Source organism: Pandoraea pnomenusa, from assembly GCF_040391475.1.
In the GTDB taxonomy this organism is placed as follows: domain Bacteria; phylum Pseudomonadota; class Gammaproteobacteria; order Burkholderiales; family Burkholderiaceae; genus Pandoraea; species Pandoraea pnomenusa_C.
Genome location: NZ_JBEBXS010000010.1, coordinates 15252 through 38757, shown reverse-complemented (window position 1 = coordinate 38757; position 23506 = coordinate 15252). Strand labels below are relative to the sequence as shown.

At 66.4% G+C, this 23506-nt stretch carries 19 protein-coding genes; 13 read left to right on the top strand and 6 right to left on the bottom strand.

All coding sequences use genetic code 11. The features are described from left to right. Positions 1–32 precede the first annotated feature (32 nt). On the top strand, positions 33–1403 hold the full coding sequence (locus ABWO90_RS12575; RefSeq protein ID WP_353191573.1) for an MFS transporter: 1371 nt from the start codon (positions 33–35) through the stop codon (positions 1401–1403). Positions 1404–1422: 19 nt separating this feature from the next. Here ABWO90_RS12575 and ABWO90_RS12570 read toward each other — a convergent pair whose 3' ends face one another. Further along, positions 1423–2331: a LysR family transcriptional regulator gene (locus ABWO90_RS12570; protein ID WP_353191572.1), complete on the bottom strand. Its 909-nt coding sequence runs from the start codon at positions 2329–2331 to the stop codon at positions 1423–1425. A 227-nt stretch (positions 2332–2558) separates the two neighbouring features. Between ABWO90_RS12570 and ABWO90_RS12565 the strand changes: the two genes are divergently transcribed. After that, complete coding sequence (locus ABWO90_RS12565) at positions 2559–3752, top strand: MFS transporter (RefSeq protein ID WP_353191571.1); 1194 nt, start codon at positions 2559–2561, stop codon at positions 3750–3752. An 81-nt stretch (positions 3753–3833) separates the two neighbouring features. Here the strand turns inward: ABWO90_RS12565 and ABWO90_RS12560 are convergent, their stop codons facing one another. Beyond that, entirely contained in the window at positions 3834–4685 is an 852-nt protein-coding gene (locus ABWO90_RS12560; RefSeq protein WP_502922601.1) for a TOBE domain-containing protein, read from the bottom strand. A 226-nt stretch (positions 4686–4911) separates the two neighbouring features. On the opposite strand from ABWO90_RS12560, the gene ABWO90_RS12555 reads away from it, so the two are divergent. Continuing rightward, complete coding sequence (locus ABWO90_RS12555; RefSeq protein WP_353191569.1) at positions 4912–5211, top strand: hypothetical protein; 300 nt, start codon at positions 4912–4914, stop codon at positions 5209–5211. Positions 5212–5308: 97 nt separating this feature from the next. On the opposite strand, the gene ABWO90_RS12550 is transcribed toward ABWO90_RS12555, so the two are convergent. Continuing rightward, the gene (locus tag ABWO90_RS12550; RefSeq protein WP_353191568.1) at positions 5309–6943 is read right to left on the bottom strand and encodes an EAL domain-containing protein; all 1635 of its coding nucleotides are present in this window, start codon (positions 6941–6943) and stop codon (positions 5309–5311) included. Between the two features lie 417 nt (positions 6944–7360). Between ABWO90_RS12550 and ABWO90_RS12545 the strand changes: the two genes are divergently transcribed. Beyond that, a complete protein-coding gene (locus tag ABWO90_RS12545) occupies positions 7361–8599 on the top strand; it encodes an MFS transporter (protein WP_353191567.1) in 1239 nt (412 codons plus the stop codon). 93 nt (positions 8600–8692) lie between these two features. Here ABWO90_RS12545 and ABWO90_RS12540 read toward each other — a convergent pair whose 3' ends face one another. Both ABWO90_RS12540 and ABWO90_RS12535 read right to left on the bottom strand, forming a co-directional pair. Then, positions 8693–9106: an RT0821/Lpp0805 family surface protein gene (locus ABWO90_RS12540; protein ID WP_353191566.1), complete on the bottom strand. Its 414-nt coding sequence runs from the start codon at positions 9104–9106 to the stop codon at positions 8693–8695. 174 nt (positions 9107–9280) lie between these two features. Then, positions 9281–10648, bottom strand: coding sequence for an aminotransferase-like domain-containing protein (locus tag ABWO90_RS12535; RefSeq protein WP_353191565.1), 1368 nt, complete (start codon positions 10646–10648; stop codon positions 9281–9283). A gap of 146 nt (positions 10649–10794) precedes the next feature. Here ABWO90_RS12535 and ABWO90_RS12530 point away from each other — a divergent pair, with 146 nt between their 5' ends. Beyond that, positions 10795–12015 carry an MFS transporter gene (locus ABWO90_RS12530; RefSeq protein ID WP_353191564.1) on the top strand — a complete coding sequence of 407 codons (1221 nt, stop codon included), beginning with the start codon at positions 10795–10797 and terminating at the stop codon, positions 12013–12015. Here the strand turns inward: ABWO90_RS12530 and ABWO90_RS12525 are convergent. Beyond that, on the bottom strand, positions 11990–12925 hold the full coding sequence (locus tag ABWO90_RS12525) for a MurR/RpiR family transcriptional regulator (RefSeq protein WP_353191563.1): 936 nt from the start codon (positions 12923–12925) through the stop codon (positions 11990–11992). The genes ABWO90_RS12530 and ABWO90_RS12525 overlap by 26 nt on opposite strands. Positions 12926–13201: 276 nt before the next feature. Here ABWO90_RS12525 and ABWO90_RS12520 point away from each other — a divergent pair, with 276 nt between their 5' ends. The 8 genes from ABWO90_RS12520 to cheB all read left to right on the top strand — a co-directional run bounded on the left by ABWO90_RS12520 (position 13202) and on the right by cheB (position 23505). Next, positions 13202–14545, top strand: a complete 1344-nt coding sequence (locus ABWO90_RS12520) for an aspartate aminotransferase family protein (protein ID WP_353191562.1) — start codon at positions 13202–13204, stop codon at positions 14543–14545. Then, a complete protein-coding gene (locus tag ABWO90_RS12515; protein WP_353191561.1) occupies positions 14542–15393 on the top strand; it encodes a beta-keto acid cleavage family enzyme in 852 nt (283 codons plus the stop codon). The genes ABWO90_RS12520 and ABWO90_RS12515 overlap by 4 nt, the downstream gene beginning before the upstream one ends. Positions 15394–15557: 164 nt before the next feature. Beyond that, positions 15558–17231, top strand: coding sequence for a methyl-accepting chemotaxis protein (locus ABWO90_RS12510; protein WP_502922600.1), 1674 nt, complete (start codon positions 15558–15560; stop codon positions 17229–17231). Positions 17232–17308: 77 nt separating this feature from the next. Next, complete coding sequence (locus ABWO90_RS12505; protein ID WP_353191560.1) at positions 17309–17863, top strand: chemotaxis protein CheW; 555 nt, start codon at positions 17309–17311, stop codon at positions 17861–17863. Beyond that, positions 17860–19395, top strand: coding sequence for a CheR family methyltransferase (locus ABWO90_RS12500; RefSeq protein ID WP_353191559.1), 1536 nt, complete (start codon positions 17860–17862; stop codon positions 19393–19395). The genes ABWO90_RS12505 and ABWO90_RS12500 overlap by 4 nt, the downstream gene beginning before the upstream one ends. Beyond that, a complete protein-coding gene (locus ABWO90_RS12495) occupies positions 19392–20072 on the top strand; it encodes a chemotaxis protein CheW (RefSeq protein ID WP_353191558.1) in 681 nt (226 codons plus the stop codon). Before ABWO90_RS12500 ends, ABWO90_RS12495 begins: the two co-directional genes overlap by 4 nt. Continuing rightward, positions 20069–22498: a hybrid sensor histidine kinase/response regulator gene (locus ABWO90_RS12490; protein WP_353191557.1), complete on the top strand. Its 2430-nt coding sequence runs from the start codon at positions 20069–20071 to the stop codon at positions 22496–22498. Before ABWO90_RS12495 ends, ABWO90_RS12490 begins: the two co-directional genes overlap by 4 nt. Continuing rightward, positions 22495–23505 (top strand): chemotaxis-specific protein-glutamate methyltransferase CheB, encoded by a 1011-nt coding sequence (gene cheB / locus ABWO90_RS12485; RefSeq protein WP_353191556.1) that lies wholly within the window; start codon positions 22495–22497, stop codon positions 23503–23505. Before ABWO90_RS12490 ends, cheB begins: the two co-directional genes overlap by 4 nt. The last annotated feature ends 1 nt before the right edge of the window (position 23506 follow it).

Genomic DNA, 23506 nt, shown 5'->3' with positions numbered 1-23506 from the left:
CGCGTGCCTGCGGGCCGCGCAGCGTGTGACACATGAACGAACGTCTCTGTCCTGCTCCCGCCGCACCGGTCGCCGGCAAGTCCGGTACCCCTCGCGCTCCTGCCAGCCATTCGCCGGCGCCGACCCCGGCGGCGAGTGCCGCACCTCGTCTCGGTCCCAACCATCGCTGGAAGGTCCTCGGCGTTGGCGTGGCCGCCAATTGCAGCTTCGCGGCGGCGATGGGTGGCATTCCCGCCACGGCGGTGCAAATGCGCAGCGCCTACGCGCTGGGCACCGGCGACCTCGGCATCGTGCTGGGCATGATCGGGCTGGGCATCGCGCTGTCCGAATTACCCTGGGGCATGCTGACTGACCGCTGGGGTGACCGGCGCGTGCTCCTCGTCGGCTTGCTCGTCACGGCCGTGGCGTTCATTGGTCTGGGGTTCCGGGTCGTGCCGATGCCGCACTTCGTGCCTTCGACGCCGATGCTCGCCGCCGGGATGCTGGCCATCGGCCTGCTCGGCGGCAGCGTGAACGGCTCCAGCGGACGCGCCATCATGCGATGGTTCCATGACCGCGAGCGCGGTCTGGCAATGAGCGTGCGGCAATGCGCGGTGCCGCTCGGCGGTGGCATCGGCGCGCTGGTCTTGCCGGGGACCGCGCTGCACTTCGGCTTCAGCGCCGTGTACTTCGGGCTGGCGGCCGCCTCGATCGCGGCGGCCGTCATGGCATGGGTCTGGCTGCTGGAGCCGCCGGAAGAGGCGCATGAGAGCCCGGCGAATGCCACGCACGGTGCACACGCCGCTCGTCCCGCCTCCGGTTACACACCGTTGCGTGACGCCCGCCTGCTGATTACGGCATTGGGTATGGCGGTTCTCGCCATGCCGCAAGTTGCGGTGCTGACGTTCGGCACCGTCTTTCTGCACGACTTTGCGCATGCCAGCGTGTCCACGATCTCCCTCACGCTCGGCGCGGTGCAGGCCGGGGCTGCAATTACGCGAGTGTGGAGCGGACGTTTCACCGACAAGCGTCGTAACCGGCCGCAGTACTTGCGCGTCTGCACGATGGTGGTTGGGGCGGTGTTCGCGTTGCTGGCGTTACTCGTCGCCGTGCTCTCGCATCGTCCCGAATGGCTCGCGCATGGCGCGCCGTGGGTGATCGCGTTGCTGATCGTGGGTGGTGTCGTGGCGTCTGCGTGGCACGGGGTGGCGTTCACCGAACTGGCGACGCTTGCGGGCGCCTCGCGGGCGGGCACGGCACTCGGCATTGGCAACACGGGCGTGTTTCTCACGATGTTCCTCACACCGCTCACGATCCCGCTGTTGTTGACCGTGGGCGGATGGGGCCTGGTGTGGGCGGGCGGCTTGCTGTGTGCCGCGATGGCATGGCGGATGTTCGTGTGGTCGCATCGCAACCCCGGCTGATCTCTGTCGTTCGACGGCCTCAGGGCAGATGCACGTTGGTCACGAGGAAGTCGAGGAACGCGCGTACGCGCGCGGGCAGGTGTCCGCCCTGGCCCACGTACACTGCGTGTATCGGCTCCGGCTCGCCCGCGTTGTAGTCTTCGAGCACGGTGACGAGGCGCCCCGCGCGCAGGTCCGTATCGACGTGATAACGGGCATGGCGCGCGAGTCCCATGCCCTCGATCGCGAGCTTGCGCATGGCTTCACCGTCGCTCAGCGCCATGTTCCCCGAGGGCTGATAAAACGTAATGCCACCGGCGCCGTCGCGAAACGGCCAGCCCTGCACCTGACGATCGAAGTTGAACGCCATGGCGTTGTGATGGATCAGGTCGGCGGGCGTGCGCAGCGGGGCACTGCGCGCGAGATAGCCGGGCGACGCCACCACATGCACCTGACTCTCACCGAGCTTGCGCGCCACGAGCCGTGAATCGCGCAACGGACCGGCGCGCACCGCTACATCGGCGCGCTGCTCCAGCAAGTCGACGACGGTATCGGTCAGCGTCAGGTCAAGGCGAATTTCCGGATACTGCGCGAGAAACGCCGGGATCACCGGTAGCAGATAGAGCGTGCCGATCGGCACACTCGAATTCACCCGCAGCAAACCGCGCGGCACGGCGCCCGCGGCCGCCTCGCGCTCTGCCGCTTCGATATCGGCCAGCACCCGCATGGCCCGTTCGTGGAACGCGGTGCCCTCGGGCGTGAGCTGCAGGCGGCGCGTCGACCGGTTGAACAGCCGCGCCCCCAGGCGCGCTTCGAGGCGCGCGACCAGCTTGCTCACGGCAGATGGCGTCATGTGCAACGCGCGGGCCGCTGCGGAGAAGCCGCCCAGCGCGACCACGCGCGTGAACACTTCCATATCCCCCGAGCGATTGACGTCCTGTCGACCCATCGTGCGTTGGCTCCTCGCCGCGGATTCCGTTGCCTGATTCGGTTGCCTGATTCGGTTGCTTTTACCGGCTTCTGATCCGGTTTCTGATCATTTGTGAATATAAATCACAAATCATATTCCGTAGCGCAGTCTATTTCATCAATCAAAGCCCGTCTATATTCCGCACATCGACGCGCGGGTGTGACATCACCGGCGCGGCCTTTCCCGAACACAGACAGGAGTCTTTCGTGCCCATCGCCCTTTATGCCCTCACGGCCGGTGCCTTCGGCATCGGTGTGACGGAATTCGTCATCATGGGCTTGCTGCTCAACGTCGGCGCCGATTTCGGCGTGTCGATCGCGGCAGCCGGCCTGCTCATTTCCGGTTATGCCCTGGGCGTGGTGGTCGGCGCCCCGCTCATGACGACCGCCACCGCTCGCTGGCCGCGCAAGACGGTGCTGCTGGTACTCATGGCGATTTTCACCATCGGCAACGCTGCGTGTGCGCTCGCGCCGAGTTACGGTGCACTCATGGCGGCGCGCGTGCTGACGTCGTTCGCGCACGGTACGTTCTTCGGTGTCGGTTCGGTCGTGGCGACCGGTCTGGTGCCGCGCGAGCGCCGTGCGTCGGCCATCGCCGTGATGTTCACCGGCCTGACCGTCGCCAACATTCTCGGTGTGCCGTTCGGCACATGGCTTGGTCAGCATTTCGGCTGGCGCGCCAGCTTCTGGGCGGTGACCGCCATCGGTGTCGTCGCTTTCCTCGTGATCGCAGGGTTTGTGCCGAAGATCACGGCACCGAAGGATGCGGGCGACTGGCGTGCAGACCTGCGTGCGCTGGCACGTCGTCCGGTACTGCTGGGCTTGCTCACGACGGTGCTTGGCTGGGTCGGCGTGTTTGGCGTGTTCACGTATATTGCGCCGCTGCTCACCGAAGTGACGGGCTTTTCGGAGGGTGCCGTCTCGCCGATCCTGCTGGTTTTCGGCGGCGGGCTGGTCGTGGGGAACCTGCTGGGCGGGAAGCTCGCGGACCGTCATGTGGTGCCGACCGTCCTGGGTAGTCTCGTCGCGCTCTCGGCGGTGCTGGGATTGATGACGTTCGCGCTGCACTCGCACTGGCTGGCCATCGTGTTCGTGGCGTTGCTCGGCGCAACCGCTTTCGCAACGGTGGCACCGCTGCAGCTGTGGGTGATGGAGAAGGCGTCGGGCGCGGGCGAGAGTCTGGCGTCGAGCTTCAATATCGCCGCGTTCAACCTCGGCAATGCCATCGGCGCGTGGCTCGGTGGCTTCGTCATCGATCACGGCCCGGGTCTGACGGCGGTGCCCTGGGTGGCGGCGCTCGTGCCGCTCGCCGGTGCCGGTGTCGCGGTTTTGAGCCTGCGCCTGGATCGACGCGATGCCCGCCAGCACGCAGTGCCGGCTTGCGAAACCCCGGCGCTGTAACTTGCGCAAAGGGCTGACGCGCAAGCGTCAGCCCTTTGTTGTCTTGCTCACTGATGGCGCAATGATCCTGACGCCTGAACGTCAGGCCAATACTCCGAGAATCACGCTGGTGGCCGCGAAGGTTGCCGTGGCGCCGACACCCGTCGTCAGCCCGCGTGCCGAGAGCGTGTCGTGCGGCATGACCGCAGCCAGATGACTGCCGCCCGGCAGCGCCAGAATCACTTCCGCTTGTCCCTCGTCGTTCGTGACGGTTTGCACGGTGCCGGAGAGTCGGTTGGCCGTGGGCAGTCCGGCCAGATCGGCCCCGCGTGCAATATCGATCCACGGCGCCTTGATCAGCGCGAAGGCTTCGCCGCCGATCGCGAGCCCGAGCGTCTGGGTACTGCGATGCGTGAGCGATGCCCGGATCGCCTCGCCGCCCGGCAGCGTCAGCGTCACCTCGTCGTTCACCCCGCAGCGCCGGATGCCGGTAATCGTGCCGTGAAGTTGGTTGCGCGCGCTCGTCTGGAGGCCGAGCCGGGCGATGATCGGCCATTGCTCGTCGAAATGCTCGAGATCGGCGGCCACGCGCGCGAGGAACTGCTGTTGCGCGACTTCCACCGCCCGAAATGCCGCGACGAGCTTCGCGCCGCGTGCCGTGAGACGTGTGCCGCCGCCGCCACGCCCGCCCGTGCTGCGCGCCACCAGCGGCTCTCCGGCCAACTGATTCATGGCGTCCACGGCATCCCAGGCCGCCTTGTAGCTCATGCCGGCAGCTTTTGCTGCTGCGGTGATCGAGCCGGTCGTGGCAATGTGTTCAAGCAACGCAACGCGCGCCTGACCGCCCAACGACGAACTGCCGCGGTGCAACCAAAGCGAGCCGCTGACTTGCAGGCGGTCATTCATTTCGTTGTGTAAAACGTCGTCCGGCGTTGAAGAAGGTTCGGAAACCATAACGATTTTTTCGATCAAACACATCAGGTGGCCGCATTGTAGAGGGCGGGCGAACCCGTGGAAAATGGCAGGGGACGGGGAACTGTTGCGGCGCACCAACGGAGCACGCTTCGGACGCCCGTCTGGGGGACGAATGGGGGACGTTTCTCCTCTACATTGACTTGAGCCGCATGCCCCCCCAAAGCCGGTTGTATCGCCTCGGACCGCCAGTCGGGCCCGATGGGAGTTGACCGGGAATGCGACGTTTGCCGAAGTGCCGACTCACCTGACACAACAGAAACGGGGTGAAATGATGCGCGTCAGGAATATCAAGGAAACGGTTGACGGGGCTCGATACTATCGTCTGGTTCGCACACTGCCCAACGGCAAGCGGCATCAGATGCAAATCTCTTTCTCCGCGGGTGAAATGCGCTTTCGAAGTTTTGTCGCGCAGCGATTGTGGCTGCTGCGAGCCGAAATGCGCGCCAGCACACGAGCGGCCGCCACACCCGCACCCCGCAGCAACATGCCGCAATTGGTTTTCTGATCCCACGCGCGTCTTGGCGTTATACGGCGTCGGCCCGGTGAGTTTTCACCGGACTGGCGCTGTCGTCGCTCGCTTCGCGCCACCGCGTGCATGCGATTCAGGTGCTGCCCTCGGCCCGCAATCCCGGCGTGACAGTCTTGGCAGGCGTGAGCCTGGTGGCCGCCGACGGCCCGGTTTTCACCGCCGTCAATCCCGTGCCTGCGTGCGCAATGGCGAACTGCACCAGCTCGTCGAACGAAATCGGTCGCGCGAACAGGTAGCCTTGAGCATAGGTCACGTTGCGGCCTCGCAGGTAGTTCGCCTGCATCTCGTTTTCCACCCCTTCCGCCACGATCGTCATATCGAGTCGTTCGCCGAGATCGATGATGGAGTCGCAGATATTGCGCGTGACGGTGTCGTTCTCGTTGACGGGCAGGAATTCCTTGTCGATCTTCAGATAGTTGAAGTCGTAGCGCTTCAGGTAACCGATGGAGTTGTTCTCGGCACCGAAGTCGTCGAGCGCCGTCTCGATGCCGCGCCGCTGCAACTCGGCCATCACGTTACGGGCCGCAGCCGTGTCGCGAATCACGTAACGCTCGGTGATCTCGGCGACCATCGGATAGGTATCGTTGAGCGTGCCGTAGTAGCGCTCGATGTCGTGCACGATCGTCATGTCGCGCAAATGGCGTTCCGCGAGATTGATGCCGATGTGAAAGCCCTGCGGCAGGGCGCCCTTGGCAACGTCGTTGCGAATCTGGCGCAGCAGCGAGCGTGTGAGTTCGATGATGAGGCCGTTGCTTTCGGCAATCGGAATGAAGGCGTCCGGTCGCACCAGACCCGCCACCGGGTGATGCCAGCGCACCAGCGCCTCGCCCCCGGCGCAACGGCCCGTCGCGAGTTCCATTACCGGCTGGTAATAGACCTTGAACTCGTTTCGCTTGATGCCGTGCGCGATCTGTCGCCGCATGAACTGCGCAGGGCCGAGACGGCGGAACGTCAACACGCCGAGCAGGAACGCCACGACGCCGCCGAACGACAGGAAGATGGGGGCTTGATGCGCGGCGAGCGATCGCATCAGCGACGGGCTGCCGGCGAGCGACGTCACGAAGTGTTCGGACGACAACGTGACCTGCGCGCCCCGGGTTGCAATGCCGGTCGATTCCAGGCGCGGCCCTTCCGAGGTGAGCGAGACATTGCCGACGGTCATCGCTGTCCATGCCAGATCGCTGTTCTTGACGCTATGCAGCGTCTCGGTCAGATACACGCCATCGACGAAGCCGAGCACGCCATCGGTCGCCGAGGTCGGTATGAACAGGGCCAGCGCCGGCGAGTTGCTTACGTAAGGCGTGCCGCCGACGAGCAGTGTGCGCGTGCCGGTCAGCATGGGCACGAGATCGCCGGGCAGCGGCAAGTTGAGCGCCTGGTCCGAGCGAATCACCGACGAACAGTAGAGCTGGCCGCGCGACACAAGCCAGATGGAGCGGAAATAAGGACTGAGGGTGCCGACCGCCTGCATCGAGGTGTTGACTTCGGCGCATGAGCGGCCCACCCACGGGGTGGCGCCCTGCAGGGTGCTTTCGGCTTGCGAGACGATGCGCTCCAGCGCGTCGCGCTGACGTTCGGCGTTCTCCTGGAGGACCAACTGCGACATGTGATAGACGCGCAGCCAGCCCAGGAAGAGGACGACGACGAGCGTGACCGCCACGACAAGTCCGGTCACCAGCCACTGCACGACTCTGGAGTGTTGAATCATGTTTGCTGCCAACCAAGGAAAGAGTGGGGCCCTGTCTTGCACGCGGTGTTGCAAGGCACAACTCGTCAATTGACTCTACACGAATCCCCGACGGCGTCCGACTCCCGATAAACCCGCACAAGCCCGAAAGACGTGCGGTGAAGAAAGTGCCCGGCGCCGCGCCGGTTCCCGTGCGGCGGCCGATGTCGCGACGACGTCGTGCCCGGAGTGCCCGCAATTAGCGGTATTCAGGGATGGCGCAATCGCGACAAAACTTGGCGTAACGACGATTTACGCATGTTCTACACTTCACACATTCAATTTCCGGCAAAAAATGGGAAAAAACCTAACTTTTATCCCGACTTTTGCGCATTAACGCGCGAAAGCTGCCGGAAAGCCTGTGATTTCCCAAAGCCTTTGACGTAAATCCTCCATCCCATGTCGAGTCAACCTGCAACGTCCCTTCCCGGCACCCCCGCGCCGGCGGCGCAGGGCACCGCGTTCCGCGTGCTGTCCGCGATCAGCTTCTCCCATCTGCTCAACGACATGATTCAGTCGTTGATTCTGGCCATCTATCCATTGCTCAAGGCGAGCTTCGATCTTAGCTTCGCGCAGGTCGGCCTGATCACGCTCACCTATCAGGTCACGGCGTCGCTGCTGCAACCGGTGGTGGGGCTGTATACCGACAAGCATCCGAAGCCGTATTCGCTGCCGGTGGGCATGGGCTTTACGCTCGTGGGCCTGCTGCTGCTGGCGGTTGCCCCCAATTTCGGTGTACTGCTCGTGGCCGCCTCGCTTGTGGGCATGGGCTCGTCGGTGTTCCATCCGGAATCGTCGCGCGTCGCGCGCATGGCTTCCGGCGGACGCCACGGCATGGCGCAGTCGTTCTTCCAGGTCGGCGGTAACGTCGGCTCGTCGCTCGGCCCGTTACTGGCAGCGCTCATCATCGCGCCGCACGGCCGGGGCAGCGTGGCCTGGTTCTCGGTGGCGGCGCTCCTGGCGATCTTCGTGTTGTTCCACGTGAGCCGCTGGTACGCTGCCCAGCGTGCCGCGAGCAAGGGCAAACCGGCTGCACGTCGCGGTGGCACGCTCGAATTGCCGCGCGGCAAGGTGCTGTTAGCGATCGGCATTCTGCTGGTGCTGATTTTCTCGAAGTACTTCTATCTGGCGAGCATCAGCAGCTACTTCACGTTCTACCTGATCAGCAAGTTCCACGTGTCGGTGCAAAGCGCGCAGGTGCATCTGTTCGTGTTCCTGTTCGCCGTGGCGGCAGGCACGATGATCGGCGGCCCGCTGGGCGACAAGATCGGCCGCAAGTATGTCATCTGGGGCTCGATCCTCGGTGCCGCGCCGTTCACGCTCATGTTGCCTTACGCCAACCTGTTCTGGACCGGCATTCTGACGGTGGTGATTGGCCTGGTGCTGGCATCGGCGTTCTCGGCGATCCTCGTCTATGCGCAGGAACTGATCCCGGGCAAGGTCGGTACGGTCTCGGGGCTGTTCTTCGGCTTTGCGTTCGGGATGGGTGGCGTGGGCGCCGCAGTCCTCGGTCAATTGGCCGATTCGACAAGCATCGACTTCGTCTACCACGTGTGTGCCTATCTGCCGTTGCTCGGCGTCGTCACGATCCTATTGCCGGACGTGGAAGGCCGCAAGAAGAAGATGGCGGCGGCCTGACGCTCGCCCCATGAAAAAAGCCGGTCCCGCGAAATCGGGACCGGCTTTTTTTCGTCAGTCGACGGCGACGTGCCGCTCAACGCCACGAAGCGATTACGGCGCGGCGCGGCGTTGCAGTTCCCAGTGACCTTTCTCGCCTTGCTTGCAGGCGGGCAGACGGAGCGTGACTTGCTGTCCGCGCGCGCCCAGCACCACGATCAGGTCGCGGCAGGTCTGTTCGTCGGTCTTCTGGGTGTTGGTGGGCGTGAGTTGCGCCGTGATGGCGGTCGGGTTGCCGGTGCCCTTGTTGGTCCACTCGGTGGTCTCGTTGTCCTGCTTGTCGCTGAGGACTTGCCCGGCGGCCTTGGCGATCGATGCGTTGTCCGCACGGCGCATGAAGGCCAGCGGCGAGTTGTCCATGAAGGAGAGGTTGGAAGCGGCAAACGCGGGCATGGCCACGCTTGCCCCGATGACGAGCGCCGTGCCAAACGCGATCGAGCGGGCACGCGACAAGCGGATTTGTGACATTCGGAGTCCTTGAGATTGTGGACGGGGGGACGGATCCTGAACGGAGCCGGCGCGGCGCTCGCGCCGGCGTCCGGCTCTGGGGACGCACGTCGATCATAAAAGAAACGGACTGCGCCGTCATCTCGGCGTACCGCCGCCCATGGTGCAGATTGCCCCGAAGGTCGCTGTCTCCGGTCACGCTCGGTCGCCGGTGGCGCCCACGACCTCGACGACCTGCGTGAGCGCGGCGCGTAATGCGGTATCGCTGGCGGGTGAGCCGAGGGCGACGCGAATGGCTGCCGGAGCGCTCTGGCCGGGCGCGGCGAACGCATCGACGGGCGTCACGGCGACACCGCGCGCCTGCAGCGCGGCCACCACGTCGTCGCAGCGCATTGGCGCGGGTACCGGCAGGAGCCGGTGAAATGCGCCGTCGTATCCCGTCGAATCGAGTCCGGCGAGGCAGGCTTGTGCCATCGCCTGACGCCGCCGCGCCAACGCGCGTTTGCGCACGATCCACTGGTCGAGGGTGCCATCGTTGAGCCAGCGCGATGCCAGCTGCGTCATGAGCGGCGCCGCACTCCAGACACTGGCGCGCAGGGCGGCATGAACGCGCGACATGAGTCCGGACGGCGCGATCAGATAGGCCACACGCAACCCCGGCGCGCCCGGCTTGGAAAGACTACACACCTCGAAGGTGCGCTCGGGGGCGAGTGCGCGAAGCGGCGGCGGCGCATCGGCAACGAGAAAGCCGTAAGCACTGTCTTCGACGAGCAGCAGGTCGTGACGCCGCGCGACTTCCACCAGCGCAAGCCGTTGCGCCAGCGGCATCACGCTGCCCAAAGGGTTGTGCAAGGTCGGCATGACGTAGACGACGCGCAGACGGCCCGCGTGCGTGCGGCAAGCGATATCGAGCGCGACGGGATCGAGACCGTCGGGCGTCATCGACACGGCCACGAGCGGAATGTCCCGCAACGCCGCGAGCGCCTTCCAGCCGGGATACGTCAGGGCTTCGACCGCCACCGGCTCGCCCGCCCGGCACAACGCCAGTTGCAGCACGTCGAGCGCATGCTGCCCGCCGGCGCAGACGACCAGCGAGTCGTGCGAGACGTCCGGGCTGTCGCGCTGCGAGAGCCATTTCGCCGCGGCGCGCCGGTCGGCCAGGTGGCCATCGTGCGGGGAGTGGGCGAGCAGGGCGCTCAGATCGCCGCCCGATGCCGTGTCGCGCAGTGCCTGTCGGAAGACCTCCGCCTGTTCCGGCAATACCGGATAGTTGAAGGCCAGGTCCACGCCATCGATGGCGCCCGGCGCAGGAGCCCACTGCGCGAACGCGGCGGCAGCGCCGACCGCAGGCGAGCGCACGAACGTGCCGCGCCCCACTTCGCCGACGGCGAGCCCCCGGCGGGCCAGTTCGGTGTAGACCCGCGAGACGGTGGAGATGGCGAGACCGTGCGCGTCGGCGTAGTCGCGCTGCGGCGGCAGCTGCGTGCCCGAGGCCAGATCGCCCGAAGCGATGGCATCGGCGAGGCGGTCGACGTGTTCGAGGTAGCGGGCAGGGGCGGCCATAAGTGAGTCTCGGACGTGAGCCTTTGATGCTCGCGTGTGACGGAATTGATATCAGGACAATTCAATAATTGCACTGGCATGACGCGATGGCAATACTGAATGGCCGCATGTCACCAGCCGATGGCTCCCTTAAACGAACGCATCGTATGTCTTCCCCCAAGCTCACCCTTCCCCCCGCGCCGACCGGGATGCGCCAGCCTGCCTACGCGATCCCGTTGCTTGCCGTGCAGCTCTTTCTCGTGACATTCGCCGTCAACCTGCAGGCGCCGCTGGTGCCGCACTACGCCGCCGCCAGCGGTTACGGCACGGGCGCGCAGGCGCTGGCGTTCGCGTGCTACGTCGGGGCGCTCGTGCCCGCGTTGCTGCTGCTCGCGGGCCTGTCGGACCGCGTGGGGCGACGCCTGCCGCTCGCCGTTGCGCTGCTGCTCGGTCTCGCGGGCACATGGCTGACATTGAAATGGCCGACGCTCGTCGCACTCGGGGGTGCGCGGGCGTGTTACGGGCTGGCGACGGGGCTCGTTGCGGGCAGCGGCACGGCGTACATGACGGAGCTGTACGGCCAGCGCGAAGACGCAGCGACGCGAGGCGCGGCACTCGTCGCTGCGGCCACTTCGCTGGGGTTCGGCACCGGCGCGCTAGTGACCGGCATTTGCCTCATCGTCTCGCCTTCGGTGTTGCCGCCGTTGAGCCTGTGGGCGTATCTGCCGGTGGCGCTCGTGGCGGCCGTCGCCGTGGCGGCGCAACCCGCGCCCGCGCGCCATCCGGACGTGCCGTGGCTACGCTGGCCGGTAATTGCCCCGGGCACCGTACCGCTCGGGGTGGCGATTCTGCTGGCCTGGGCGGCCGTAGGCGTCGTGATCGGCGTGGTGCCCGCCGCCCTGGCTGCGCATGGGCACGCAGCGTGGGCGGGTTTCGCTACGTTCTTCGTCGTCTCGACGGGATTGCTGTTCCAGCCGGCGGCGCGGCGCCTGTCGCCGGTGCGCGCGGTCCGTCTGGGGCTGGTGCTCGTGCCGCTCGGATTCGTTGTGTTGGCGCTGGGGGTGATCTACGCGAATCTGCCGGCGTTGCTCGTCGGTGCGGCCATCGCGAGTTCGGCCTGTTACGGCTTCACGTATCTGGGCGGACTGGCCGCCGTGAATGCGGCCGTCGCCCCGACGCTACGCGCCCGCGCGGCGGCGGGCTACTTCCTGTTTGCCTACTTCGGCTTTTCGGTGCCGGTCGTCACGAGCGGGTGGCTGGCCGATCACTTCGGCATGCCTGTCGCGCTCGCGCTGTTCACGGTGGCACTGGTCGCGGGCAGCGCAGCGCTGGGGCTCGCATTGCGCCGCGAGGCGGCGTCGCTTACGCGTCGGCCGGATCCGGCCTGATCCGCCCGACGCCCGGTTCGCCGCCACCGGCCGGCGAGACATAGGCGCCGGTGCCGTGCAACTGGTCCTCGGCAAGTTCAAGGGCGCGCACGGCGCCGCGCCCCTTGCGGGCGAGGAGCATCTCCACCAGCGTTTCGACCACGGCGATCCCGGCTGTGATCGACGGGAAGAACGACGGGCTTTCGTGCGAGAACAGCACGGTCACGTCGGCATCGAGTGCGAGGGGCGAGACCGTCGAGTCTGTCAACGCCAACACCCGCGCACCGGCCGCCCGCGCCGCGCGCGCGACGATCAGCGCTTCGTTCGAATACGGCGCAAAACTGATCACGACCACGACGTCGCGCGCCGACAACGCGCGCAATTCCATTTCCAGTGTGCCCGCCTCGCCCCGGATCAGATGTACCGTGGGACGGAACAAGCGGTAGACATACTGAAACGTGAAGGCGATGGGAAAGCACGCGCGAAAGCCGGCGACATGGACCGTGCCCGCGTTGGCGAGCAGATCGACCGCCGCACCCAGCGACGGATTCGCGCCCGCCTCGGTCAGATCGAGGTTGTTGTGCTGTACGCGGAACATCTCCGGCACCATGCGTGCGGCGTCCCCCTCGCGAATTACCTGACGGGCACGGCTCGCGTAAGGCTGCGGCCCGAGACGAATCGATTCGAGAAACAGTTCACGCAGACCGTGCCAGCCGTCGAAGCCGAGATGCTGCGCGAGCCGCACGAACGTCGCAGGCTGCACGCCCGCTTCGGCGGCGATCGCACGCATCGAACTGATCGGTACGCGTTGTGGATGATCGAGCAGGAAACGCGCGCCCGACTGAAATTGCGGACTGAGTTGGGGATAGCGTTCGCGAAGCAGCGTATTGAGCTGTTCGAGCGTCTGCGGCAGCGCAGTGGCTTCTGTCATTTGGGGAATGGCAACACGACGGCGAAATAATGTAACGATTGTTGCATGAAATGCCGGGAACGCGCACGCGCTTTCCCCAATCCCCTTGTCCTGCGGTGAAACATCGCTTGTGGTAATGGGGTTGGGGGAAGTGTTGCGGCGACAAAACACATGAAACATATGTTGCAAACACAGGGCGATACGCCTACACTGGGCGTCATTGTTCGCGAAGGGTTGCCAGGCATCAGGAAGGCCGTCGCCGCCTTGCGCACCCATTTCTTTGTCAGAGGTTCAGGCATGACTCACGTGTTTCACCGCAACCCGCGCCAGACGTTGCCCGTCGCGGTCGGCGGTCAGGGAATCGAGTTGATCGACAGCACCGGCAAGCGCTATCTCGACGCGTGCGGCGGCGCCGCCGTGTCGTGTCTGGGACACGGGCATCCGCGCGTGATCGAGGCGATGCAGCAGCAGGCGGCTCAACTGGCGTATGCCCACACGTCGTTCTTCACGACCGAAGTCGCCGAGCATCTGGCCGACATGCTTGCGACGAGTGCACCGGGCGACCTGAATCACGTGTACTTCGTGAGCGGCGGTTCGGAAGGCGTGGAAGCCGCGCTCAAGCTCGCGCGTCAATACTTCGTCGAAATCGGGCAGCCGCAACGTCAGTACTTCATCGCGCGTCGTCAGAGCTATCACGGCAACACGCTGGGCGCGCTCGCCATCGGCGGCAATGCCTGGCGACGCGAGCCGTTCCTGCCGCTGCTGGTGCCGGCGCATCACGTCTCGCCCTGCTTCGCGTATCGCGAGCGCTTCGAGGGCGAGAGCGACGACGCCTACGTGCAGCGTCTGGCCGACGAGCTCGAAGCCAAGATCCTCGAACTTGGCGGCGACAAGGTGATCGCGTTCGTGGCCGAGACGGTGGTGGGCGCCACGGCCGGGGCGGTGCCGCCGGTGGGTGACTACTTCAAGCGCATTCGCGCCGTGTGCGACAAGTACGGCGTGTTGTTGCTGCTCGACGAAGTGATGTCGGGCATGGGACGCACCGGTTACCTGTTCGCGTGCGAGGAAGACGGTGTGGTGCCGGACATCCTTGTGATCGCCAAGGGGCTGGGCGCCGGTTATCAGCCGATCGGGGCCATGCTGTGCTCGGACAAGATCTTCGACGCCGTCGTCGGCGGCTCGGGCTTCTTCCAGCACGGTCACACGTATCTGGGCCATGCAATGGCCTGCGCGGCGGCGCTTGCCGTGCAGCGCACGATTGTCGCGGACAACCTGCTGGAGAACGTGAAGGCGCGCGGCGAGCAATTGCGTGCGCGACTGCGCGAGGTCTTTGCCGATCATCCGAATGTCGGTGACGTGCGCGGCCGAGGCCTGTTCGTCGGCGTGGAATTCGTGGCCGATCGCGCGACGAAAGCGACGCTCCCGACGGCCGACAAGACGCACGCGCGTTTGAAGGCGGCCGCCAAGGAGCGCGGGCTGTTGATCTACCCGATGGGCGGGACGGTCGACGGCGTGCATGGCGATCACGCGCTGATCGCGCCGCCGTTCATCTGCCAGCCGGACGACATCGATCGCATCGTGGAGCGCCTGGCGCTCGCGGTGGCCGATGTCACTGGCGTGAAAGCCGGAGCCACGGCATGACGCGCGCGTTTGCGCTGGCGGTCGCACCCAACGGTGCACGCCGCACGCATGTCGATCACGCGGCACTGCCGATGACGCCTGGGGAACTGGGTGCGTGCGCCAAGGCGTGTCTGGACGCGGGCGCCGCCATGATCCACCTGCACGTGCGCAAGCCCGATGGCACTCATAGCCTCGAAGTCGCGCATTACGAAGCGGGTATCGCCGCGGTGCGCCGCGCCGTTGGCGACGCGCTCGTGTTGCAGGTGACGACCGAAGCCGTGGGGATCTACACGCCGGCACAGCAAATTGCCACGGTGCACGCGCTGCGTCCCGAAGCGATTTCGGTGGCGCTGCGCGAGGTGTCGCCCGACGCGGCCCACGCGCCGGCGGCCGAAGCCTTCTTCGAATGGCTCTGGCAGGAGCACATCACGGCGCAATACATCCTGTACGACACGGAAGACGTGGCGCACTACTGGCGCTTGCGGGCGAGCGGCGCGATTCGCCCGGGACGTCACTGGGTGCTGTTCGTGCTGGGACGTTACAGCAAGGGGCAGTTGTCGTCGCCGTCGGATCTGTTGCCGTTTCTGACGGCCTGGCAAGCCGGCGCACAGGCGCAGGGCGGGACGGCCGATGCTGCCGACGCCACGCCGTGGGCCATGTGTGCCTTCGGGCCGCGCGAGGCGGAGTGTGCGCTCGCGGCCGTGTTGCAGGGCGGCCACGCTCGCATCGGTTTCGAAAACAACCTTTTCCTGCCCGATGGCAGCGTGTCGCCGGATAACGCGGCGTCGCTGCGTGCGCTGACGGCCGCTGCCACGCCGCTGGCGCTCGCCCCCATGAGCGCCGACGCGCTGCGAGCACTCACTCGCTAAGCGCTTGTTCGCGGGCGTCGACGCGCTTTTGCGGGACAGAGGGCGCGCCCGAATTCAGAAATAAACCCAAATACACGGCCTGACCGGCGTTGCCCGGCCGGGCCGCTGTAATAGAATCGGCGTAACCTCAAAAAAGGCCCGCGTCGCCCTCCCCGGCACCGGGCGTGAACAACGAACGGGAGCGCGGCGTGAAACACTGGTCGATCCGACATCGCATTCTGGCCAGTTTTGGCCTGATCATCGCCTTGATGGCCCTCATGGCCGGTATCGCCTATTCGCGGCTGGCCGCCATCGATCAGGAAGCGAATAACGTGGAGACCGATTCCACGCCGGGGCTCTACTACAGCACCATGCTGCGCGGCGCCTGGTTCGAGAGCTACCAGTTGCTCCAGCAGGCGGTCGCCGTCGACGACAACGACAAAACCCGTGCCATCGATCTCGACGCATTGCGCGCCGCAGAGGGCCGCATCGACAGCTGGCTCAAGAGCTACGGCACGACGGTCAACCGGGCCATCGACCGTACCCAGTTCGACGAAGTGCGCAACGTTCGCCAGCAGTACAGCCGCATCAGCAACCAGATCCTCAAGCTGACCGCCGACGGTCAATTGCCTGCCGCGCGTGCCGCACTCACCGAGCAGTTGTATCCGGAATGGGGGCGCGGGCGCATGGCGATTCAGCGCCTGGTCGATACCAACAAGACCTTCGCCGACGAATCGACCCATAACATCGGGGAAGCGGTCACGGCAGCCAAGGCGACCTTGCTCATTACATTGTGTGTGGCGCTGGCCGTTGCTGTCCTGGCCGGCTGGCTGCTGTTCCGCGCGATCAGCGTGCCGCTCGCGAGCGTGATGCAGATTCTTGAAGTCATGCGCTCCGGCGACCTCACCAAGCGGCTCGATCTCGCGCGCCGCGACGAATTCGGCGCGCTCGAGTCGGGCTTCAACCGCATGACGGACGAACTGACCGGGCTCGTCGGACAGGCGCAGAAGTCGGCGCTCCAGGTCACCACGTCGGTGACCGAAATCGCCGCCACGTCGCGTCAGCAGCAGGCCACCGCGTCGGAGACGGCCGCGACCACAACCGAGATCGGCGCGACTTCGCGCGAGATCTTCGCCACGTCACGCGATCTGGCACGCACCATGACGGAAGTCGCGGGCGTGGCCGATCACGCGGCGTCGCTCGCGGGCACCGGTCACGTGGGCCTTTCGCGCATGGAAGACGCCATGCGTCACGTGATGGATGCGGCCGGGTCGGTCAACGGCAAGCTCGGCATCCTCAACGAGAAGGCGGGCAACATCAATCAGGTCGTGACGACGATCACCAAGGTGGCCGACCAGACCAACCTGCTCTCGCTCAATGCGGCCATCGAGGCCGAGAAGGCGGGCGAGTACGGTCGCGGCTTCGCGGTGGTGGCGACGGAAATCCGTCGCCTTGCCGACCAGACAGCCGTGGCGACCTACGACATCGAGCAGATGATCAAGGAGATCCAGTCGGCGGTGTCGGCCGGGGTCATGGGCATGGACAAGTTCGCCGAGGAAGTGCGTCGCGGCATGGACGAAATGCGTCAGGTCGGCGACCAGCTCGCGCAGATCATTGCGCAGGTGCAAACGCTGCCACCGCGCTTCCAGGTCGTCAACGAGGGCATGCAGGCGCAGGCGACCGGCGCCGAGCAGATCAATCAGGCGCTGGTGCAGCTCTCGGAAGCGGCGCAGCAGACGGCCGAATCCTTGCAGCAGTCGAGTCAGGCCATCGAGGAACTCAATCACGTTGCCAATGGGCTCAAGAGCGGCGTATCGCGCTTCAAGGTGCAGGCGCCGCCGCCCACGGGGCTGGTGTGATGCCGGCATAACGCCAAGGCCGGCGCCACCAGCCATACCCGCCTTATCAGCCTCATTCGTCATTCGCGGACACCGACATGTTGTTCCTGCGTTTCGCCATCGGGACCGATCATTACGTCATCGAAGCCAGCCATGTGGCCGAGGTGCTGCCGTGGCTCGCGCTCAAGCGCCTGCCCGCCGCCCCGCCGTGGGTGGCCGGGGCGTTCAGCTATCGGGGCGAATCCGTGCCGGTGATCGACCTGACGCGACTGGCCACCGGCGTTGCAGCCCCTGCGCGCCGCTCCACGCGGCTGGCGCTCGTGCATTACCCGGCCCCCGGTCCTGCGGCGCGCCGACTCGGTGTACTCGTCGAGCGTGCGACCGACACGCTGCGTGCCGACGCGACGGCGTTTCGGCGTAGCGGCGTCGACCTGCCCGAGGGCCGCTATCTCGGCCCGGTGCTCGATACCGACGAGGGCATGGTGCAGTGGGTGCGCATCGATCAGTTGCTGACGGATGAAGCACGCGCGTTGCTGTTCGACGCGGCGCGCGACGCCCTCGCTGCGGATGCGACGGAAGTGTCCTGCGCAGCGACGGACGATTCGGCGGTCTCCGCCGCAACGGCACGCCCGGATGCAGGGGGCACACGATGAGCCACGTGGCCGCCATCGAACGCCTGCTGTACGAGACGATGGGTCTCGACGCGCAAACGCTGGGCGCGAACGCCGTCGAGCGTGCCGTGCGGGCACGACTGGCCGCGCTGTCGCCCGAGGCACAGGATGCACCCTCGTATTCGCTCTACTGGCAACGGCTGCAACAGTCGCCGGAAGAGTTGCAGGCACTGATCGAGGCCGTCGTCGTGCCCGAGACGTGGTTCTTCCGGCATCGCGACGCCTTCAAGGCGCTGGCGCAGATGGCACAGGAGGCGCGCGCCGAACGACGTGGCACCGCACGCGAGGCGCAACCGTTGCGCTTGTTGAGCTTGCCGTGTTCCACGGGCGAGGAGCCGTATTCGATCGCGATGACGCTGTTCGACGCCGGTTTCAAGGCCAATGAGTTCACCATCGACGCTATCGACATCAGCGAACGCGCGCTGGCGGTGGCGCGCGAGGGCGTGTACGGGCGAAATTCGTTCCGCGGTCCGCCGGGCACGTTGCTGTTTCGCGACCGGTACTTCACACCGGTGGAAGCCGAGAGTTTCCGTGTTGCCGACGCCGTGCGCACCCAAGTTCGCTGGCAGGCGGGCAATCTGTTCGACGACACGTTGATCGAACGCATCGGCACGTTCGATTTCGTGTTCTTCCGCAATGTGCTGATCTACTTCGACCGCGATGGACAACGGCGAGCGATTGCCGCGCTGGAGCGACTCATGCGCATGGGCGCCACGCTCTTTGCCGGACCAGCCGAAGGCGGCACGTTGACCACCAACGGTTTGACGTCCACGGGCCACGTACAGGCGTTTTCGTTTCGCGTGTCCGGTCCGGTGCGCGATGTCGTGACGCCCGTTGCCACAGCGTCGCGCTTCACCGGCACGCTCGATACGTTCAACGTGTCGCCGCCGGCCAATATGGTGGACGCCTTTGCTCATCGGCACACACCACTGCCGCATGTGACGCACACGACGCACACGACGCACACGACGCATGCGGCACTTGCCGCCGCACCCGCACCCGCAACGGCGAGTGCCACCCCGTCGGCCCCGCGTGGCACACCGGATACCGTACGCAATGCGCCAGCCTCGCACGCGACGGTGGCGGCAGCCGCGACGACTGGAGCGCCCGGTTCGTCTCCGTCGTCTGCATCGTCCCCGTCGGACGACGTTCGCACGCAGCTCGAACAAGCGCATCTGGCGGCCGACGCCGGCGACTTCGTTCGCGCGGTAGCGTTGTGCCGCAGCGTGCTCGGCACCGACCGCGCCAATGCGCAGGCGGAATATCTGCTCGGACTCGTCGAAGACGCTCGCGACAACGCCCAGGGCGCACTCGTGCACTACCGTCGCGCGTTGTATCTCGACCCCGGTCACTACGAGGCGCTCGTGCATTGCGCGGCGCAACTCGACGCCCGGGGCGACGCCGACGGCGCTCGTCGCTTGCTCGAGCGCGCCGGGCGGGCCGAGCACACCGACCCTACCGCCGCGACCGATGCGCCTGACCGTGTCCGTCGCCACGGGGCCCGACATCGATGACCCATCACTACGACTTCGCGCAAAACGCTGCCCTCGAAGCGGCGACGGAAGCCGGTGCCGACGCGAACGTGCGCCCACCCGACAACGGTCCGAGTGGCGACCGTCAGAGCCTGCATCGTCAAGCCGCCGAGTTGCTGGACCGGTTGCCGGTAGTTCCGGCCGATCCTGCACCGTGGCGCGCTGTGGCCAATTCGCAGGAATCGGCGCGCGGTACCTCGCTGCTGCTCTTTCGTCTGGCTGACGAATGGCTCGCGCTTCCAGCGTCCGCCATCGAAGAAGTGGCGCCGATGCGCGCCTGGCATTCGCTGCCGGGGCATCGTCAGTCGACAGTGCTCGGTCTGGTGAATTTGCGCGGTGCACTCGTGCCGTGCCTGTCGCTGGGCGACTTGCTCGGCGTACAGCCGGCGGTGGCGGCACAGAGCACGCCGTCGAATACGCTGCGCGCCAGCACGGCGCGTGTGCTGGCCTTGCGGCATGGCCACCATCTGAGCGCGTTTCCCGTGACGGAAGTTCACGGCACGGTGACCCCCGCGAGCGACGCGCTCGGCACGGTGCCTGCCACGGCGTTGGGCGCATCGGACGGTTTCTCGGTCGCCGTGCTGCGCTGGCGCGATCGCATCGTGGGCGTGCTGGACCCTCTGCGCGTTGGCGCAGCGTTCGACCGGAGCCTCGCATGAGCGACGATCTTCAGAACGCCACGCTGCTCGACCTGTTCCGCATGGAGACGGAGACGCAGGCGCAGGTCCTCGGCGACGGTCTGCTCGCACTCGAGCGCGCACCGACGGATGCGTCTCGTCTCGAAGCCTGCATGCGCGCGGCGCACTCCCTCAAAGGGGCGGCGCGCATCGTCGGCGTGGAGGCCGGCGTTGCGCTCGCGCACGTTCTGGAGGACGCCTTCGTCGCCGCGCAACATGGCACGCTGACGATCGACGTGCCGCTCATCGACCGGCTGTTGCAAGGCGTCGATCTGCTGATGCGCCTGGCGCACCCGCCGAGTCACGATCCCGGCTGGGCTCAGGGTGCCGGCAAAGCGGAGATCGATACGTACGTCAGCGCACTCGCCGGCCATCTCTCGACGCTCACGGCGGATCGCTCTGCGGCGCGCAGTGTCGAACCGCAGCGCCTGCCGGACGACGACGGGGCGTTCGACTATGCCAGCTACGGAACGCCTGCGGCGGAAATGCCCGCCACGCCCGCCACGCCGGTCCCTCACGTCCCTGTGGGGGCTGTTTCGCATGAGGCTGCCGGCTCGCCGCTGTCGGGTGACGCAGGGGGAAGACTCGGCGACACGCTGGCAGGCGACGGCGACTCAGACGGAAGCAAAGACAGGTCGGAGAGCGCATCGCGTGCGCTGCGGGTTTCTGCCGACAGTCTGGACCGGCTGCTGCGACTGTCGAGCGAAGCGCTGGTAGCGTCGCGCTGGTCGCAGCCTTTCGCACAATCATTGTTGCGGCTCAAGCGTCACCAGCACGACGCGGGCGATGCCCTCGATCGGGTGAGTTCCGCATTGGGGCGCGTGGCGGATCGCGCCGCCGACGACGGTCAGGTACTACTCGCTGCGCTGGCCGATCTGCGACGTGCGCTCGGTGTGGGCGGACAACTGCTCGCCGAACAGATTCACGAGCTGGACCAGTTCGACCGTCGCTCGACACAGCTCTCGCAGCGACTCTACGACGAAGCCCTCGCATGCCGCATGCGTCCACTGGACGACCGGCTCGGCGGTTTCCCGCGTATGGTGCGCGACCTCGGTCGTTCGCTCGGCAAGCCGGCGCGGCTGGAAATTCGCGGCGCGCACACACAGGTCGATCGCGACATCCTCGATCAACTGGAAGCGCCGCTGGGTCACCTGCTGCGCAACGCCGTCGATCACGGTCTTGAGCGTCCGGAACAGCGCGCAGCGGCGGGCAAGCCGGCAGAGGGCGTCATCACGCTCAGCGCGCGGCATAGCTCCGGGCTGCTGCTCGTGAGCGTGGCGGACGATGGCGCAGGTATCGACATCGAACGTGTGCGCCAGGCGGTTGTCGCGCGCGGGCTGGCCACACCCGAGACCGCGCAGCGGCTCGACGACAGCGAGTTGCTCGAATTCCTCATGCTGCCGGGTTTCACACTGCGCCATACGGTGACGGACGTGTCCGGGCGCGGCGTCGGGCTGGACGCCGTGCGTGAAATGGTTGCGCGGGTGCGTGGCACGGTGCGCATCGAACATGCGCCGGGGCTTGGCACGAAGTGCACGCTGCAACTACCGCTCACGCTGTCGGTGGTGCGCAGCCTGCTCGTGGAGATCGGGGGCGAGCCGTATGCATTGCCGCTCGCGAACCTGTCGCGCACGCTGGCGCTGCCGCAGTCGCGCATCGACATGCTCGAAGGGCGTGCGCACTTCACGCTCGACGGCAAGCAGATCGGTCTCGTGAGCGCGGAGCAGGTGCTTTGCGGACGCGAGCCGGCGGGCACCTCCGGCGATCAGCCGGTGGTGGTCTTTGGCGACGCAGAGGCAAGTTACGGGCTGGCCGTCGACAAATTCCTCGGCGAGCGCATGCTCGTCGTACAGCCGCTCGATGCGCGGTTGGGCAAGTTGCCGAACATCGCCGCCGGCGCATTGACCGAAGACGGCTCACCGTTGCTCATCATCGACACCGCCGATCTGGTGCGCTCGATTGCGAAGGCCGTGGAGATGGGATCGCTCGAACGATTGCCGGTGCGTACGGCGCCGGCGAGCGGGCGCGCGCGCAAGCGCGTGCTGGTCGTCGACGATTCCTTGACCGTGCGTGAACTCGAACGCAAACTGCTGGCGGCGCGCGGCTTCGAAGTGAGCGTCGCCGTCGACGGCATGGATGGCTGGAATGCCGTGCGCAGCGAGACGTTCGACATGGTGATCACCGACGTCGACATGCCGCGCATGGATGGCATCGAACTGGTCACGCTCATCAAGCGCGATGCCCGCACGGCGGAGTTGCCGGTCATGATCGTTTCTTACAAGGATCGCGAGGAAGACCGTCAGCGCGGACTCGACGCCGGCGCCGACTATTACCTTGCGAAAGGCAGCTTCCACGACGACGCGTTGCTGCGTGCCGTCGTGGATCTCATCGGGGAGCCGGGAGCATGAGAATCGGGATCGTGAACGATTCGGTCATCGCCGTGGAGGCATTGCGCCGCACGCTCGCGCAACGCCCCGAGTTCGAGGTCGCGTGGGTGGCGCACGATGGCGCGCAAGCTGTCGCGATGTGCGCTGCCGCGCTGCCGGATCTCGTGCTGATGGACCTCGTCATGCCGATCATGGATGGCATTTCGGCCACGCGCGAGATCATGCGCCGCACGCCCTGCCCCATCCTGATCGTCACGTCGGATGTCGGCCATCACGCCAGCCTGGTGTTCGATGCGATGGGCGCCGGTGCGGTAGATGCCGTCGACACGCCTGTACTGGGCACCACGGACAAGGTCCGGCCGGGGGCGTCGCTGCTCGCGAAGATCGACGCCGTTGCCGCGCAGCAGGCCGACGCGCGTCAGCCCCGCCGCAGCATGGTGTCGCCGGCGCCGACGGCCGGCACCGACGCACTGGTTGCCATCGGGGCTTCGGCCGGTGGCCCGGCAGCGCTTGCGACGTTGCTGGCCCGTCTGCCGGCAAACTTCGGCGCGGGCGTGATCGTGGTGCAGCATGTCGACGACGCGTTCGCACCCGGCATGGCCACGTGGCTCGATCAGCAGACGTCGCTCACGGTGCGCCTGGCGAAATCCGGCGACCGCCCGGCGTCGGGACTGGTGTTGCTCGCCGGCGGCAACCGCCATTTGCGGGTGGATGCGACCGGGTGCTGCGTGTATAGCGACGAACCGAAGGAAGCGGTCTATCGCCCGTCGATCGACGTCTTCCTGCACAGCGTGGCCGAACACTGGCGCACGCGCGCCGTGGGGATACTGCTCACGGGCATGGGACGCGATGGCGCCGCCGGGCTGGGCGACATGCGCACGCGCGGCTTCATCACCATTGCGCAGGATCGCGCGACCAGCGCCGTCTACGGCATGCCCAAGGCGGCAGCCGAGGCTGGCGCGGCGTCGGAGATTCTGCCGCTGCCGACCATTGCGCCACAACTGGTGACGCTGTTTGGAACCGTATGAC

Excerpts from the sequence above, each read along its gene's own strand:
- ABWO90_RS12575 (WP_353191573.1), top strand. The coding sequence starts at position 33 with ATGAACGAACGTCTCTGTCCTGCTCCCGCCGCACCGGTCGCCGGCAAG.
- ABWO90_RS12535 (WP_353191565.1), bottom strand. The coding sequence starts at position 10,648 with ATGGCCGCCCCTGCCCGCTACCTCGAACACGTCGACCGCCTCGCCGAT.
- ABWO90_RS12490 (WP_353191557.1), top strand. The coding sequence starts at position 20,069 with ATGAGCGACGATCTTCAGAACGCCACGCTGCTCGACCTGTTCCGCATG.
- ABWO90_RS12560 (WP_502922601.1), bottom strand. The coding sequence starts at position 4,685 with ATGGTTTCCGAACCTTCTTCAACGCCGGACGACGTTTTACACAACGAA.
- ABWO90_RS12545 (WP_353191567.1), top strand. The coding sequence starts at position 7,361 with ATGTCGAGTCAACCTGCAACGTCCCTTCCCGGCACCCCCGCGCCGGCG.
- ABWO90_RS12520 (WP_353191562.1), top strand. The coding sequence starts at position 13,202 with ATGACTCACGTGTTTCACCGCAACCCGCGCCAGACGTTGCCCGTCGCG.
- ABWO90_RS12505 (WP_353191560.1), top strand. The coding sequence starts at position 17,309 with ATGTTGTTCCTGCGTTTCGCCATCGGGACCGATCATTACGTCATCGAA.
- ABWO90_RS12500 (WP_353191559.1), top strand. The coding sequence starts at position 17,860 with ATGAGCCACGTGGCCGCCATCGAACGCCTGCTGTACGAGACGATGGGT.
- cheB (WP_353191556.1), top strand. The coding sequence starts at position 22,495 with ATGAGAATCGGGATCGTGAACGATTCGGTCATCGCCGTGGAGGCATTG.
- ABWO90_RS12550 (WP_353191568.1), bottom strand. The coding sequence starts at position 6,943 with ATGATTCAACACTCCAGAGTCGTGCAGTGGCTGGTGACCGGACTTGTC.
- ABWO90_RS12515 (WP_353191561.1), top strand. The coding sequence starts at position 14,542 with ATGACGCGCGCGTTTGCGCTGGCGGTCGCACCCAACGGTGCACGCCGC.
- ABWO90_RS12570 (WP_353191572.1), bottom strand. The coding sequence starts at position 2,331 with ATGGGTCGACAGGACGTCAATCGCTCGGGGGATATGGAAGTGTTCACG.
- ABWO90_RS12525 (WP_353191563.1), bottom strand. The coding sequence starts at position 12,925 with ATGACAGAAGCCACTGCGCTGCCGCAGACGCTCGAACAGCTCAATACG.
- ABWO90_RS12530 (WP_353191564.1), top strand. The coding sequence starts at position 10,795 with ATGTCTTCCCCCAAGCTCACCCTTCCCCCCGCGCCGACCGGGATGCGC.
- ABWO90_RS12540 (WP_353191566.1), bottom strand. The coding sequence starts at position 9,106 with ATGTCACAAATCCGCTTGTCGCGTGCCCGCTCGATCGCGTTTGGCACG.
- ABWO90_RS12495 (WP_353191558.1), top strand. The coding sequence starts at position 19,392 with ATGACCCATCACTACGACTTCGCGCAAAACGCTGCCCTCGAAGCGGCG.